The sequence below is a fragment of the Pseudotabrizicola algicola genome, from assembly GCF_010915705.1.
Lineage (GTDB): Bacteria > Pseudomonadota > Alphaproteobacteria > Rhodobacterales > Rhodobacteraceae > Pseudotabrizicola > Pseudotabrizicola algicola.
Genome location: NZ_JAAIKE010000003.1, coordinates 225,557 through 241,338 on the forward strand (window position 1 = coordinate 225,557; position 15,782 = coordinate 241,338).

The window sequence follows — 15,782 nt, forward strand, 5'->3', positions numbered from 1 at the left end:
TATGGCCAATGTCGATTTCCGCGCTGTCACCAAATCCTTCGGGGCGTTCACCGCCCTGCACGGGTTGGATCTCTCGATCAAGGCGGGTGAGTTTGTCGCCCTGCTCGGCCCCTCGGGCTGCGGCAAGACGACCACGCTGCGCATGCTTGCGGGGCTGGAGTTTCCGACCACGGGCGACATCATCATCGGCGACCGGCGGGTGAATGACTTGCCGCCGGGCGAGCGTGACATCGCGATGGTGTTCCAGTCTTACGCGCTTTACCCGCATATGACGGTGGCCGAAAACATCGCCTATCCGCTAAAGAAGCGGGGGGTGCCAAAGGCCGAGCGTGGCCCGATGGTGGCCAGAACCGCCGAGATGCTGCATCTGACCGCGCTGCTGGACCGCAAGCCCAAGCAGTTGAGCGGCGGGCAGCAGCAGCGCGTTGCCCTCGGGCGGGCGCTGATCCGTGACCCCAAGGTGTTCTTGCTGGACGAGCCCTTGTCCAACCTCGACGCCAAGTTGCGGGGCCAGTTGCGGGCCGAGCTGATCGAACTGCACCGCCGCTTGGGCCGCACGATGGTTTATGTCACCCATGACCAGCTGGAGGCCATGACGATGGCCGACCGGATCGCGATCATGGAGGGCGGCAACCTGCAACAGTTTGCGCCCCCTGCCGAGGTGTATGCGCGGCCTGCCAACCGCTTTGTCGCGGGGTTCATCGGCACGCCGGGCATGACGCTGATCGACGGCACGCTGGTGCAGGAAGGCGGCGGCTGGGTGTTCGAAAGCCAGAGCCTGCGGCTGTCGGTGCCGCCCCTTGCCGCGCATGCGGCCGCCGGACCGGCTGCCTTCGGCATCCGGCCCGAGGACGTGCATCTGGGCAGCGGCGATCTGTCGGGCGAGGTCGTGCTGACCGAGGCGACGGGTCACGAAACCATCGTCACCGTGGCGCTGTCCGCAGACATCCGCGTGATTGCCCGCATCGCGGGCACACCGCCCCTGCGCATCGGTGACAGGGTGCCTGTCCGGCTTGATGCCGCGCGGGCGCATCTTTTTGCCGCCGGTCCTCATGGGACTCGTCTCAACCATCCGTCGGGCGCTGTTGGCGCGGGCGAAATCACCGATATCGCCGCGCCTCTGCGCGTCGTTTCCAAAGGAGTTGTGTCTTGAATCGTCATTCTGTCGACTGGGCGGGTCCCATGCCCGCGATCACCACGCCCTTCCGCAAGGATCTGTCGATCGACGAAGAGTCTTTCGTGGCGAATATTTCGCGGCTGTTCGATGCCGGTTCCACCGGTATGGTCGCCGCGGGCTGCACCGGAGAGTTCTGGGCGCTGAGCCTGAAAGAGCGCGCCCGCCTTGCCAAGCTGACCGCCGAGGCCTGCAAGGGGCGCGGCCCCGCCATCGTGGGCACGGGGGCGATCCGCCCGGACGAGGTGATCGAGCAGATCCACGCGATCAAGGAGGCAGGCGGGGACGGGGTTCTGGTGCTGCCGCCGTTCTTTGCGCATCTGACCGAGGCCGAGATCATCGCCCATTTCGAGGCGATCAGCGCCGCCAGCGTGCTGCCCATCGTGCTTTACAACATTCCGGGCAATGCGGGGAATGCGATCTCGCCGTCGATTGCCAGCCGCTTGGCCGATCTGGACAATGTGGTGGCGATCAAGGAATCGTCGGGTGACTGGCGCAATTTCCACGCCACCCTGTTGCAGGTGCGCGACCGTATCCGCGTGTATTGTGGCCCGTCATCGGTGTTTGGCGTCGCTGCCACGCTGGCCGGGGCCGACGGGCTGATCGATTGCTTCCCCAACGTCTGGGACAAGGGCTGTCTGGACCTGTGGCACGCCACCCGTGCCGGACGGCTTGACGAGGCTTGGGCCCTGCAGCGGATCGGCATCGAGATGACCGATCTGTTCACCTCGGACGGCCGCTCTCTGTATCCCGCCACAAAGGCTGCTATGAACTTCCTTGGCCTTCCCGGTGGGGGCGAGCCGCGTCCGCCGCTGCGGGCTTTGTCCGGCGCGCCGCTTCAGGGCCTGAAGGCCGGAATGGAGGCGCTGCTTGCGCCGGAAGCAAAGGTGGCATGATGGATCTTGGATTGAAGGGGCGGCGGGCCATCGTGACCGCCGCATCGCGCGGGCTGGGTTTGGCGACTGCGCGGTCGCTGGCACGCGAGGGCGTGTCGGTGGTGATGAACGCCCGCTCTGCCGGACCGCTGGAAGAGGCGGCTGCAAGCATCCGCGCCGAGTTCGGGGTGGATGCGATTCCGGTGGCGGTGGATTTCAACACCGCCGAAGGCCGCGCCGAGATTCTGGCGGCGGCGGGGCAGGTGGATATTCTGGTCAACAACCCCGGTGTGCGTCAGGTGCCGACACCTTCGGCGCAGATCACGCCGGAAGACTGGCGGCACTGGCTCGAGGTGCACTTCCTGTCATCGGTCGAGATGATCCAGGCGGTGACGCCCGGCATGATCGAGCGCTGCTTTGGCCGCGTGGTCAACATGAGCGTCAGTTTCATCAAGTTCCCGCAGGTTGGCTTTGCCCATTCCCATGCCGCGCGTCTGGCCTTGTCGGGTGCGGTGGCGGCGATGTCGCGGGAGCTTTTGCCGCATAATGTGACCGTCAACACGGTTTGCCCCGGCCTGTTCGACACCGACGCGCTGCACACGAACCTGCATGGCCATGCCAAACGCGGGAACACCACCTATGAGGCGATCCTGCAGAACCGTCTGGAGACCTGTCCGGCCGGCCGCTTGGGCGCGCCTTCGGAATGTGGTGATCTGATCGCCTTCCTGTGCTCGGCGCAGGCCGGATTCATCTCGGGGCAGAACATCGTCAATGACGGTGGCGTCTATCAGGGGCTGTTCTGATGGCGCGCGTGGTTCTTGTCTCGGGCGGCGGGCGCGGACTGGGGGCCGCGATCACCGAACGGCTGCTGGCCGATGGCTGGACTGTTTCGCTGGGGCTGCGCGATGTGGCGCAGGCCGAACGCTTTGGCGCGGGCGAGAGGGTGCAGGCGGTGCGATTTGATGCCGATGATCCGGCCGCCGCGTCCGCTTGGGTGGATGCTGCCGCCGGACGCTTTGGCCGGATCGATGCGCTGGTGAACAATGCGGGCATCATGCGCATGGTCGACTTTGAGAGGGGGACGGAAGATGACCTTGACGCCATGTGGCAGGTCAATGTCAAAGCGCCGTTCCGCCTGATCCGCGCCGCCCTGCCGCATCTGCGCAAAACCGGGCAGGGGCGGGTTGTGAACGTCGCCTCGACCGATGCCAAGCGCTATCGCAACGGCACCAGCGTCGGCTATTCGATGACCAAGCACGCGCTGTTGTCGATGACCCAGGCCGTGCGTGCCGCCGCTTGGGACGATGGCGTGCGTGCCACCGCGCTGTGCCCCGGCGCGATTGACACGGACCTGCTGGCCAATGTGGTCGGTGCCACCCCGAAACCTGATCGCCTGACGCCCGAAACCGTGGCCGGAATGGTGTCCTTTATCCTGTCGCTGCCCAATCAGGCCAGCGTGCCGGAACTGGTCGCCAACACCCGGCAGGAGAGTTTGATATGACCCTTGATCCGCGCCTGAACGATGATCTTGCCGCATGGGATGCCGCGCATTTCCTGCACCCCACGACGCATATTGCCAACCATGCCAAGGGCGTGGTTGCGGGCCGCATCGTGACCGGGGGGGAGGGTTGCACGATCGTTGACCGCGACGGCAACCGCTTTCTGGACGGGTTTGCTGCGCTTTACTGCGTAAACGCCGGTTATGGCCGCCCCGAGATTGCCGATGCCATCGCAAAGCAGGCGCATGAACTGGCGTTCTTCCACAGCTTCGGCGGGCATGGCAACGAACCCGCCATCCGCCTTGCAAAGATGGTGATGGACCGCGCCCCTGCCCATATGAGCCGCGTGTTCTTCGGCCTGTCCGGGTCGGATGCCAATGAAACCAATGTCAAGCTGGCATGGCATTACCACATCCTGCGTGGAGAGCCGCAGCGGCGGAAGATCATCTCGCGGTGGCGGGCCTATCATGGCTCTGGCATCGTGTCGGGGTCGATGACGGGCCTGCCCGGCTATCACGCGCGGATGGGTCTGCCGTTGCCCGGCTTCCTGCACACCCATACCGCGCATCACCTGCGCCGCCCGCAGGATGATATGGATGAAGCGGCCTATCTGGACTGGCTGATTGCCGAACTGGAGCAGATGATCGAGACCGAGGGGCCGGACACCATCGCCGCCTTCGCCGGCGAGCCTGCGATGGGCACCGGCGGCATCATCCCGCCACCGCCCGGCTATTGGGCGCGGGTGCAAGAGGTGCTGGACCGTCATGGCATCCTGCTCATCGCCGATGAGGTGGTGACGGGGTTTGGCCGCACGGGGTCGATGTTCGGGTCTGACCATTTCGGCCTGCGTCCCGATTTCATCACCGTGGCCAAGGGGTTGACCTCGGCCTATGCGCCCTTGTCGGGTTCCATCATCTCGAAGCGGGTGATGGATGTGCTGCTGACTGGATCGGAAGAGCATGGGCTTCTGGCGCATGGCTTCACCTATTCGGCGCATCCGGTCTGTGCAGCCGCCGGAATTGCCACGCTTGATCTGGTCGACAGTCAGGGTCTGGTCGCCAATGCGGGCCATGTCGGCACGTATTTCAAGGAGGCGTTGCACGAGGCGCTTGGCGGGCATCCGAATGTCGCGGAAATCCGGGGCGAAGGTCTGATGCTCGCGGTCGAGTTCATGGCCGATCCGGGCAAGCGCGAATGGTTTGCCCCGATGACTGTGGTGCCGAAGATCACCGCCGCCATGCTGGCGCGCGGGGTCATTGCCCGCCCGCTGCCCGAGGGCAACATTCTGGGGTTTGCCCCGCCGCTGTGCCTGACGACGGCAGAAGCCGACCGGATGGTTGCCACCCTCACGGACGCCGTGACCGAAGTTCTGGGCTGACGTCCGCCGTAAACGCAAGGAAATGACATGACCGATTTTTCGCCCTTTGTGCGCGAGCAGAACCTGATCGGCGGCGCTTGGGTTGGCGCTGCGTCGGGTGCTGTGATTGACGTGACGAACCCCGCCACAGGCGCGGTGATTGCGCGGGTCCCCAATGCGGGGGCCGAGGAAACACGCCGGGCGATTGACGCGGCCCATGCCGCCTTTCCCGCCTATGCCGCATTGCCGTTGAACGAGCGCGTCGGCATGCTGCGCCGGCTGCATCAGGCGATCATGGACAATCACGAGCCCTTGGCCCGGATGATGACCGCCGAGCAGGGCAAGCCGCTCAGCGAAGCGCGGGCCGAGATCGCTTCCAGCGCCGCCTATGTGCTCTGGTTCGCGGAAGAGGCGCGCCGGATTTACGGGGAAATCATCCCCTCGCCCGTTCTGGGGCGTCGGTTGATGACAACCAAGCACCCCGTGGGCGTTGTCGCCGCGATCACGCCGTGGAACTTCCCGTCATCGATGCTGGCGCGCAAGATCGGCCCCGCTCTGGCGGCGGGCTGCACGGTGGTGGTGAAACCGGCGAGCGCGACGCCGCTTTCGGGTCTGGTCTGGGGGCAGCTCGCCGAACAGGCAGGCTTTCCGGCTGGCGTGGTGAACGTGCTGACCGGCAGCCCGCGGGCGATTGGCGGCGAGATCATGGCCAACCCCAAGGTGCGCAAGATCACCTTCACCGGATCGACCGACATCGGCAAGGACCTGATCCGCGCCGCCGCCGGAACCGTCAAGCGCGTGTCGATGGAGTTGGGCGGCAATGCGCCCTTTATGGTGTTCGACGACGCCGATCTGGACAACGCGGTCAAGGGGGCGATCATCGCAAAGTTCCGCAATGCAGGGCAAACTTGCATCTGCACCAACCGGCTTTACGTGCAGTCGGGCATCTATGACAGGTTCGTTGCCGCCTTTGCCGAACGGGTCGGCGCGCTGAACGTGGCCCCCGGGGACGAGCCGGGCGCCGAGCAGGGGCCGATGATCGACGAGGCGGCGGTCAACAAGATGGAAGGCATGCTCGCCGATGCGCTGGAAAAGGGCGGCCAACTGGTGACGGGCGGCGGGCGCCATCCGCGCGGCGGGCTGTTCTTCCAGCCGACGGTGGTGAAGGATGCCACGCCCGAAATGCGCGTCAGCACCGAGGAAATCTTCGGCCCCGTCGCGGCGGTTTACCGGTTCGACACAGAGGATGAGGCCATCGCCCTGGCCAATGACACCGAATACGGTCTGGCGGCCTATGCCTACACGCAGGACATGCGCCGCGTGTTCCGGCTGCAGGACCAGTTGGGCTACGGGCTTTTGGGCATCAACGAGGTGCTGATCGTCACCCCCGAGGCCCCGTTCGGCGGCATCAAGGAATCGGGCATGGGGCGCGAAGGCGGGCGTCAGGGGATCGAGGATTTTCTCGACCTCAAATACACCTGCATCGGCGGGCTGTGATACTGGTTCATCCGCCCGTGAGAGCGGGCGGATGGCCGTGTCGGGATCGCCTGAAACAGCCTGTCAAAGCAGGGGGCGGGCGGAAAGCGAAAAGGGGGGCCTTTTGGCCCCCCTTGCTGTTTACTCGACAACCACCAGATCCTGCCATCCGGTGGTGAGCGCCTCACCGCCGCCGGGGCGTGCGACGACGCAATCCTCGACCCGTGCCGAGAAGGTGCCATCCTGGAAGATCGATGGCTCGATGGTGAAGATCATGCCTTCTTCCACAGGCGTCTCGTCGCCGTTGGTCAGGAAGGGCGGCTCGTGCACATCCCAGCCGATGCCGTGGCCGAGGCGGTGGCGGAACTTGTCGCCGTAGCCTGCATCTGCGATCACGTCGCGCGCGATCCTGTCCACTTCCTGACAGGTGATGGCCCCCGCCTTCAGCGCCTCGATGCCGGCACGCTGGCTGTCCATGATAAGGCGATGCACCTTGACCTGTTCGTCGCTTGGCGCGCCAAAGCTGACGGTGCGGCCGAAGTCATAGCACATGCCGTCATGCACCGCGCCGAAGTCGAACAGCACCGAAACCGGCGCGGTCAGGACGCGCGGCCATGTCTCCAGCCGACGGCCAAAGCGCATCGGATGGTTTGGGCCGGTGTTATAGAGCGAGGTGGTGAAGGATGGTCCGAGCGATCCGTGCCGCTTCATCTGGAAGTCGACCTCGGCCACGATGTCGAGCTCGGTCATCCCGATTTTCAGTTGCGCCACCACATCGGCGAAGGCGGCTTCGGTGATCCGGCCCGCTTCGCGCATCGTGGCGATCTCGCCTTCATCCTTGATGACACGCAGTGCGCGCAGGATGTGCGTGGCCGAGGTGAAGCGCGCTGCCGGGACCAGCTTTTGTAACTCCATCAGGCTTTCGGCTTCGGCATTGTCCGAGGTAGCGATGGTCGCGCCATCGCGGATGCCCAGTTCGCCCAGGATGCCTTGCACCATGACGACGGGATCATCCCAATCGCCCAGAACCCGCACGTCAAGGCCATCGGCCCCGCCCTTGGCCCCGCCGAACTCCACCGTCATGCGGGGCAGGGTCAGGATCGGCTCACGGTCGGGCGCTATCCACGCGCCTTCGAGCCACATGCCGGGGTGCAGGTTGCGGCCATAGTTCGGGATGTCGCGGTGGATGCCGGTAAGATAATCCAGATCGGTGCCAAGCGGAATGAACACGAGGTCCGCCTTGCCGGGCAATAGCCCCCGGAAGCGGGTCATGCGGTCTTGATAGGTAGCCATCAGGTTTCTCCCTTTGGTGGTTCAAATTTCAGATGAGGTGGCAGGCCGCGCGTCTGCCGGGGGCAATCTCGCGCAGGGCCGGGCTTTGCGTGCGGCAGAGGTCGGTGGCCAAAGGGCAACGCGGGTGGAAATGACAGCCAGAGGGCGGGTTGAGCGGCGAGGGGATTTCGCCTGCGACCGGATGGAAGGTGGTGCGCCGACGGTCCAGACGCGGCACGGCTTCCACCAAGGCGCGGGTGTAAGGGTGCTGCGGGGCGTCAAAGACTTCTTCCGCGGGGCCTTCTTCGACGACGCGGCCCAGATACATCACCAGCACGCGGTCGGCGAGGTGGCGCACGATGCCGAGGTCATGGCTGATGAAAATATAGGTCAGCCCCAGTTCATCCCGCAGGTCCATGAACAGATTGACGATCTGCGCCTGCACCGACACGTCCAGCGCCGAGACAGCCTCGTCGCAGATGAGCACTTCGGGCTTCACGGCAAGCGCACGCGCAATGCCGATGCGCTGCCGCTGCCCTCCGGAAAACTGATGCGCAAAGCGGTCATGGAAAGCGGGGTCAATGCCGCAGCGCTCCATCAGGGTGCGCACATAGGTTTCCAGTTCCGCGGCCCCGACGATGCGGTGAACGCGCGGGGCCTCTCCGATAAGCTCTGTCACCCGTTTGCGCGGATTCAGCGACGAGAACGGGTCCTGGAAGATCATCTGGCGGTCCAGACCCTCGGTCACGTCACGGGTCTTGCCTTCCTGCAAGACCTCGCCCGACGAAGGCCGCGTCAGGCCGGCGGCCATGCGCCCCAAGGTGGATTTGCCGCAGCCGGACTCGCCGACGATGCCCAGAACATCGCCCCGGTGCAGCGTGAAATCGACGCCATCCACCGCGCGCACCATCTGGGGGCCGGGGCCGAGCCCCAGTTTGCCGAGCATCCGCGAAAGCAGGCTGTCATTCTGGCGGAAGGTCTTGGTCAAACCACGCGCCTCTAGGATGGGAAGATCGGCGCTCATGCCGCGGCTCCGGCTGGTTCGGTCAGGGGGTGGTGGCAGCGGACTGTCTGGCCCGCTCCGGTGGCGCGTGGCTCTGGCCGCTCGCTTATGCACAAGGCGCTGCGTCGCGCACAGCGGGGGGCAAAGGCGCAGCCCTGCGGCAGGTCGGACAGCAAGGGCATCCGCCCCGGAATCATCGGCAGGCGCGCGCCCTTGGGTTGGCTGGCCGCCACGCTGTCGATCAGGCCACGGGTATAGGGGTGGGCGGGCGTGTCTAGCACAGCATCGACCGGACCTTCCTCGACGACGCGGCCCGCATACATGACCGACACCCGGTCCGCGATACCCGCGACGACCGCCAGATCATGGGTGATCCACACCAGAGCGGTGCCCCGGTCGCGGCAAAGGCGTTGTGCAAGGGCAAGGATCTGGCCCTGGATGGTGACATCCAGCGCCGTGGTGGGTTCGTCGGCGATCACCAGTTGCGGGCTGTGCAAGAGCGCCGTGGCAATGGCCACGCGCTGCCGCATTCCGCCCGACAACTCGTGCGGCCAAGCGCGCAGGCGCTGTTCGGGTGCGGCAATGCCCACTTCCGCGAGAGCCTGCACCAGACGTGCCCGCACCTCGCCTCGGGGCAGGGGGGAATGGGCGCGTAGCGCGTCCCGCATCTGGGTTTCCACCCGCAGGACAGGGTTCAGTGTCATCATCGGGTCTTGAAAGATCATCCCGACCTGTTTGCCCCTTATGCCGCGCATCTGGCGGGGCGTCAGCGCGCGCAGGTCGGTATCGCCAAGCCGTATGCTGCCACCCGTCACCTTGGCATTGCCGGGCAACAGGCCGTTGATGGAAAATCCGGTGAGCGATTTGCCCGACCCGCTTTCGCCGACAAGGGCGACGATCTCGCCTTGGTGCACCGTCAGATCGACGCCATCCAATGCGCGCAAGGCCGTCTCGCCAGTGCCGAACACCGTGGTCAAGCCACGCACAGACAGAACAGGGGCCATGGATCAGCCTCTCAGATGGGGGTTGAGAACTTCGCGCAGGCGGTCGCCCACCACGTTGATCGACACGACCAGCACCAGAAGAACCAAGCCGGGCAGCACCGAGATCCACCAGCGGCCCGATTGCAGGTAGTCAAACCCGTTGGCGATCAGCAGGCCGAGCGAGGGCCGCGTCGGCGGCAGCCCGAGGCCCAGAAAGCTGAGCGTGGCTTCCAGCGAGATCGCCTGCGCCATCTGGATCGTGGCCACCACCAGAAGCGTGGGCAGGCAGTTGGGCAGGATGTGGAAGAACAGGATGCGCAGGGGCGGCAGGCGCAGGCCGCGCGCCGCATCCACATAGTCGCGGGCGTTTTCCACCAGTGCCACGCCGCGCACGGTGCGGGCGAAATAGGCCCATTGCACCACGACCAGCGCCACGATGATCTTGTCGATCCCGCGGCCGAGGATGACCAGCAGGATCAGGGCCACCAGAATGGTGGGCAGGCTGAGTTGCAGATCGACGATCCGCATCAGCACCGAATCCACCCAGCCGCCGCGAAAGGCTGCGACAAGCCCGACCAGTGTGCCGAAGGCGAGCGCGATCACGCCCGAAGCCAGACCCACGATCAAGGAGATGCGCAGCCCGTAGAGCATGGCCGACAGCATGTCGCGCCCCTGCCCGTCGGTGCCGAGCCAGTAGGTCATGCCGCCAAAGCTTGCCTCGCCGGGGGGGAGAAGGTTGTCGAGGATCGACACGGACCGCAGATCATACGGGTTTTGCGGCGCGATCAGCGGGGCGAAAATGGCCGCCAGCGACATGGCGACAAAGACGCAGAGCGCGATGGTCGCGGTTGGCGAGCGGAAAAAGGCCTTTGTGAAAGCACGCAGGCGCGACGGGCGTTCGGCGATGATCATGGCACCCTCAGACTGCGCCTGCGCCAAGACGCACGCGCGGATCAAGCAGCGAATAAAGGATGTCGATCACCAGATTGAGCAGCACGAACATCGTGACCACAAAAATCAGGTAAGCGACGATGAGCGGGCGATCGAGCACGCTGATCGCGTCGATCAGCATCTTGCCGACACCCGGCCAAGAGAAGATGGACTCGGTCACCACGGCAAAGGCGATGACGCCGCCGAATTCCATGCCCAGAACGGTGACAATCGGGATCAGCAGGTTCTTCATGGCGTGCCAGCCCAGCACCCGGTATTCCGGCACCCCGTTCGCGCGGGCAAAGCGGATGTAATCGGATGTCATCACCTCGCGCAGTCCGGCGCGGGTCAGGCGGATCACCATCGACATCATCAGGAGCGACAGCGTGAAGGCGGGCATCGCCAGATGGCGCAGGCCATCGACCGTCAGAAAGCTGACCCGGACCCCGAACACCGTTACCAGATCACCCCGGCCGATGGCGGGCAGCCAGCCCAGCTTGACCGAGAAGGTCAAAATCATGATCAGACCGATCCAGAAGATCGGCACGGAAAAGCCGATCATCGACAGGCCCATGATGGCCTTGGAAATCCAGCTGTCGGGTCGCAATCCGGCGTAGAAGCCGAGCGGCAGGCCGATCACCAGCGCGATGACCAGAGCGGCGACGGCAAGTTCGAGAGTTGCGGGAAACCGTTCCCAGATCAGGCTCATGGCGGGAACGCCATGTGTGAAGGACCGGCCCAAATCCCCCTCGGCAAGGTTGCCGAGGAAGATCAGGTATTGCTGCCATACCGGACGGTCGAGGCCGAGGTTGACCATGATCTCGTCGAGGCAGGCCTTGGTGCATTCGGACGAGGCAAAGAGATCGACGGGGTTGCCGATCACATGGATGCCGAAGAAGACCAGAACCGTCATCACGAACAGGACCAGCAGGGCCTGCAGGATGCGTCTGAGAATGAATTCAGCCATGATCTTTCCTCTGCCTCGTCCTGCCGTGGTCAGTCGACGCGCTTGATTTCAGTCGCCAGCGTGCGCTCGTTCGTGCGCGGCATATGCTCGAGCCCAGCCTTCATCGCCCATTTGTTGACCTGGAAGTGCAGGGGGATCAGGGCATAGTCATCCATCGCCCAGCGGGTCGCGTCCTGCAAAAGCGCAAGCCGTGCGGGGCGGTCGATGGTCTGCTTTGCCAGCACCGACTTGGCATCGACAGAGGGGTTGGAGTAACGGCCAAAGTTGCCGTTCCCGCCGCCGGTTGCCGCGTTATAGGTCTCGAGGATGCCCGAGACGGTGTAGGTCGCCTCGCCAGCCACAGTGCCCCAGCCCGTGAGAGACATCGAGAACTTGGGGCTGTCAAACCCGGGGAAGCTGTCGGCGCCGCCACGGATCAGATCCGAGAAGAAAACGGCGCGCGGCATGGTGTCCACCTCGGTGGTGATGCCGATCTGGGTCCAGAACTGTGCGACCGCTTCGACGATGCGGGCATCGTTGATGTAGCGGTCATTCGGCCCGTGGATCGTCATGCGGAAGCCGTCGCCATAGCCTGCCTCGGCCAGCAGCGCCTTGGCGGCTTCGGGGTCATAGGCATCGGGTTCAAGATCTTCGACATAGCCGAAGAACCCCGGTGGGACGATGTTGCGCGTCGGCTGGCTGGCGCCGCCCATGATGCGGTCGCGGATCGCTTCACGGTTGATGGCCAGAGACAGGGCCTTGCGCACACGCCAGTCGCGCAGCGGGTTGGGCATCGGGCTGCCGTCATTGGCGGTGATGTAGGGCTCGTTATGCCGATAGGACGGCATCATGTAGATCAGACGGTCGGATGCGATGGACGAGACGCGGAAACGGTCGTCAGCCTCCAGTTGCGGCAGGTCCACGGTGGGCGGATAGTCGATCAGGTCGACATCGCCGTTGAGAAGGGCCGCCAGTCGCGCGCTGTCTTCGCCCACGGGGCGGAACACCACCTCGTCCCAGCCCGGATCGCCGCCCCACCAGTTGGGGTTCTTGGCCACGACGATGCGGTTGCCGGGGCTGAATTCCTTGTAGACGAATGGTCCGGTTCCGATCGCTGCCGCGCCGGAGTTGAAGTCGACCGAGGGCGTCTTTCCGGGCACCACATGTTCGGCCACGATCGGGATCATCGCCAGATCTTCGGCCATCGTCGGATAGGGGCCTTCGGTGGTGATGTGGACGGTGTAGTCGTCGATCTTGGTCCAGGCCTTGCCGCCCTTGGCGAGCTGGAAGGCGGGGCTGGCAGTTGCGCCTTCGATCCCGGCCTTCAGGCGGTCGAAGGAATAGATGACATCATCGGCGTTGAAGGCTTCGCCATCATGCCATGTCACGCCCTCGCGCAGCTTGAATTCCCACGTCGTATCATTGATCGGCGCCCAGGACACCGCGAGGCCGGGCGAGGGCTGCGACGCGCTGTCCAGATCGACCAGATGTTCGAAGATATGTTCCTGCAACTGCAGGTCGGCGGAAAGCTGGGTCCAGTGCGGGTCCAATGTGGCCGCTTCAGAGCGGACCCCGATGGTCAGCACATCCTGGGCCAATGCCCCTTGCGCCCCGGTCAGGGCGAGGGTGGCCACGATGGCAAAGCCAAGTCGATTCACGTTTGATCCTCCGAGTTGATGATTTTGGGGTTGCACATCAGGGCTTTGCGCTTTTGCTCATTCATCGGCAAAAGTTCGCATTGCGCACAAAAGTTCTTCAAATGCTATGCAAAGGAAATCCGGCTGTAAACTAAAATTTGAACATAAGTTCGGAAAAATATGAGCCTGCCGCCCCTCAGGCGGCAGGCTCAGTAAACCAGCGACAGTTTGGCGGCGAGATCATCAAAGCCGAATCCGGCGGCCTGGGCGGCGTCATTGCGTCGGCAGCTGAAGTAGGCCGCCGCAAGGTCGGGGCCGAACCATGCCGCAGCATCGGCCTGCGCCTTGGCGGTCAGCGCCGCGTCAAGCGAGTCGGGCAGGGGCCGCACCTGCCATGCGCTTTTCTGCGCGGGCGACAGATCGGCGGGGTCATGTTGGACGTTGGGCGGCGCGGGTGATGCGGCTGCGATGCCCGCCAAGCCTGCGCGGATGATTGCCGCCAGTGCGAGGTAGATATTGGCTGTCGCATCGGACACCCGGTATTCGAGCGAGGCTTTGGGGTTTGCGCCATTCGCTGACGGTGCGCGTGGCACCAGACGCACCATTGCTTCGCGGTTGCGCAGTCCGACGCAGGTAAATGCCCCCACCCATGAATGTGGCCGCAATCGCGAATAGGAGTTCGCCGACAAAACCGTCAGCGGCACTAGGCTTTCGGCATGATCCAGAATTCCGGCGACAAAGGGGGCAGAGCGGTCAGTGAGCCAGTCGGCGCTCGCCGTCACATTCTCGGACCCGTCCCAGAGCGAGAAATGGATATGCACGCCATTTCCCACGTCTTGCAGCGACGGTTTGGGCAGAAAACTCGCCCTCAGGCCCATGCGCCTTGCGGTATCGCGGATGGTTTCGAGCGTCAGAACCGTGCGGTCGGCGGCGGCGAGCGGATCGGTCGGAACGGAGCTTATCTCGAACTGTGATTGGCCATATTCGGCCTGAAACTGTTCCAGCGCGATACCGGCGCGCTCCAGAATGTCGAGAACGGCCTGCCCCAACGGGGCAATCGCGCGGCCTGCGGGCAGGGAAAAGGCGATGTGGTTTGGCTCATTCAGGCCGTGAACGGTGAATTCATGTTCCAGCGCCACCTTCATGGTCAGCCCCGTTGCCTCTTTCAGATCGGCAATCGCGGCTTTGAGCGCGCTGCGCGGGCAACAGGCCCAAGGCGCGCCATCCATCTGCCGCGCGTCACACAGGGCCAGATCGAAGGCGGGTCCACCATCTTGCGGGCCCAAGGAGATGCGCGCCGAAGGGTCCGGCACAAAGCGGATTTCGCCCAAGGGGCCAAAGCCGTTGTCGGATGGCAGGCCGTTCAGCGCGCCGATGGTCAGGTTGGCGGGCACCCAAGGCAGGCCCTCGGCCATTGCCTCGTCGATCCGCGCCTCTGGCACCGACCTGCCGCGCAAGATGCCATTCAGGTCCTGATTGCCCAGAAACAGAAACCGCCCGCTGCCGCCCATAGGCCCGCCCCCCGCTCTGGCGGCGCACCATCACAGCCGCCGCCATTCAGAATACACCAAGGGCCGGACCGAAGATCCCGCCCTTGGCTTTCGCTGTCACGCCCTGCGCGGCGTTTGGCCGAGGGGGGTTAGCGCCCCAAGGCGGCCTGAATACGGGCCAGATACTCTTGTGCCTCCGGCTGGTCTTTCAGGATGATGTCCCACGAGGTCTTGGCCTTTTCCATGAAGGGGGCCAGATCCGGCTCGATGATCTCGACGCCCGCCGCACGGGCGGTTTCGATGCCGTCGGCAGCCAGTTTGTCATGCGCTGCAATGCCCACGGCAATCGACTCGGTCGCGGCGGTCTGGACGATTTCCTTCAGATCATCCGGCAGCGAGTCCCAGAACGATTTCGACAGCAGGAACACCGTGGTGGACTGATGCACCGTCAGCAGGGTGTAGCTGTTGACGGTTTCGTGGAACTTGTCGGCCACCAGGGCATCGGGCGAGATTTCCAGCGCGTCGACCACGTTGTTTTGCAGCGCCATGAACAATTCGCCATAGGCCATCGGGGTCGGCTGCGTGCCAAAAGCGTTGTAGGCCTCGACGAAACCGGGGGTTGGCAGCACGCGGATTTTCACGCCCGCCAGATCATCGACCGTTTCGATCCGCACCGGATTGCGCGAAGCAACGCTGCGTTCGTAGCTGGACCCGAAGCCGAGGCCATACATGTCATAGTCGCCGAGCAGGTCCATCATCTCGCGGCCCATGTCGCTCTGCAGGATTTCATAGGCTTGCGCCTTGTTGTCGAACAGATAGGGCAGCGACAGCACGCGGTAGGCAGGCACCACGGTTTCCAGCGTCGAGCCGCCGATGAAACCGCCGGTCAGGATGCCGGTGCGGATCGACTGGATGGCGCGTGTCTCATTGCCCGCCTGTGCGCAGCACTGGATTTCCACCGTGATGCGCCCGCCCGAGCGTTCTTCCATCAGTTCCGAAAAATGGTTCAGGATGACCTGATAGGGGCTCTGGTCGCTCAGCACATGGGCCAGCGTCATGTTGTAGGTCTCCGCGCTCGCGCTTCCGGCAAGCACGAAGGTGCTAGCGGCACCTGCGATCAGGGTCTTGAAAGCGTTCATG

At 64.4% G+C, this 15,782-nt stretch carries 14 protein-coding genes; 6 read left to right on the forward strand and 8 right to left on the reverse strand.

What is annotated here, in order from left to right; translation table 11 throughout:
• The first annotated feature begins 1 nt into the window (after position 1).
• Genes G3572_RS22295 through G3572_RS10785 form a run of 6 tightly spaced genes read left to right on the forward strand, consistent with a single transcriptional unit; the run spans position 2 to position 6,402 of the window.
• On the forward strand, positions 2-1,153 hold the full coding sequence (locus tag G3572_RS22295; protein ID WP_164611641.1) for an ABC transporter ATP-binding protein: 1,152 nt from the start codon (positions 2-4) through the stop codon (positions 1,151-1,153).
• Complete coding sequence (locus G3572_RS10765) at positions 1,150-2,070, forward strand: dihydrodipicolinate synthase family protein (protein WP_164611643.1); 921 nt, start codon at positions 1,150-1,152, stop codon at positions 2,068-2,070. Before G3572_RS22295 ends, G3572_RS10765 begins: the two co-directional genes overlap by 4 nt.
• On the forward strand, positions 2,067-2,852 hold the full coding sequence (locus G3572_RS10770; protein ID WP_164611645.1) for an SDR family NAD(P)-dependent oxidoreductase: 786 nt from the start codon (positions 2,067-2,069) through the stop codon (positions 2,850-2,852). The genes G3572_RS10765 and G3572_RS10770 overlap by 4 nt, the downstream gene beginning before the upstream one ends.
• Entirely contained in the window at positions 2,852-3,550 is a 699-nt protein-coding gene (locus G3572_RS10775) for an SDR family NAD(P)-dependent oxidoreductase (protein ID WP_164611647.1), read from the forward strand. The genes G3572_RS10770 and G3572_RS10775 overlap by 1 nt, the downstream gene beginning before the upstream one ends.
• The gene (locus tag G3572_RS10780; protein WP_164611649.1) at positions 3,547-4,926 is read left to right on the forward strand and encodes an aminotransferase class III-fold pyridoxal phosphate-dependent enzyme; all 1,380 of its coding nucleotides are present in this window, start codon (positions 3,547-3,549) and stop codon (positions 4,924-4,926) included. The genes G3572_RS10775 and G3572_RS10780 overlap by 4 nt, the downstream gene beginning before the upstream one ends.
• A 27-nt stretch (positions 4,927-4,953) precedes the next feature.
• The gene (locus G3572_RS10785) at positions 4,954-6,402 is read left to right on the forward strand and encodes an NAD-dependent succinate-semialdehyde dehydrogenase (protein WP_164611651.1); all 1,449 of its coding nucleotides are present in this window, start codon (positions 4,954-4,956) and stop codon (positions 6,400-6,402) included.
• A gap of 120 nt (positions 6,403-6,522) precedes the next feature.
• On the opposite strand, the gene G3572_RS10790 is transcribed toward G3572_RS10785, so the two are convergent.
• From G3572_RS10790 to G3572_RS10825, 8 genes are all read right to left on the reverse strand, one after another.
• Positions 6,523-7,674, reverse strand: coding sequence for a M24 family metallopeptidase (locus G3572_RS10790; protein ID WP_164611653.1), 1,152 nt, complete (start codon positions 7,672-7,674; stop codon positions 6,523-6,525).
• Positions 7,675-7,702: 28 nt separating this feature from the next.
• Positions 7,703-8,677, reverse strand: a complete 975-nt coding sequence (locus tag G3572_RS10795; RefSeq protein WP_164611655.1) for an ABC transporter ATP-binding protein — start codon at positions 8,675-8,677, stop codon at positions 7,703-7,705.
• Entirely contained in the window at positions 8,674-9,660 is a 987-nt protein-coding gene (locus tag G3572_RS10800; protein WP_164611657.1) for an ABC transporter ATP-binding protein, read from the reverse strand. The genes G3572_RS10795 and G3572_RS10800 overlap by 4 nt, the downstream gene beginning before the upstream one ends.
• 3 nt (positions 9,661-9,663) lie before the next feature.
• Positions 9,664-10,551 carry an ABC transporter permease gene (locus G3572_RS10805; protein WP_164611659.1) on the reverse strand — a complete coding sequence of 296 codons (888 nt, stop codon included), beginning with the start codon at positions 10,549-10,551 and terminating at the stop codon, positions 9,664-9,666.
• Between the two features lie 7 nt (positions 10,552-10,558).
• Complete coding sequence (locus tag G3572_RS10810; protein WP_164611661.1) at positions 10,559-11,536, reverse strand: ABC transporter permease; 978 nt, start codon at positions 11,534-11,536, stop codon at positions 10,559-10,561.
• Between the two features lie 29 nt (positions 11,537-11,565).
• Positions 11,566-13,173: an ABC transporter substrate-binding protein gene (locus G3572_RS10815; RefSeq protein ID WP_164611663.1), complete on the reverse strand. Its 1,608-nt coding sequence runs from the start codon at positions 13,171-13,173 to the stop codon at positions 11,566-11,568.
• Positions 13,174-13,361: 188 nt separating this feature from the next.
• Positions 13,362-14,663: a type I glutamate--ammonia ligase gene (locus tag G3572_RS10820; RefSeq protein ID WP_164611665.1), complete on the reverse strand. Its 1,302-nt coding sequence runs from the start codon at positions 14,661-14,663 to the stop codon at positions 13,362-13,364.
• A gap of 128 nt (positions 14,664-14,791) precedes the next feature.
• A complete protein-coding gene (locus tag G3572_RS10825; RefSeq protein WP_164611667.1) occupies positions 14,792-15,781 on the reverse strand; it encodes a TRAP transporter substrate-binding protein in 990 nt (329 codons plus the stop codon).
• Position 15,782: the final 1 nt, after the last annotated feature.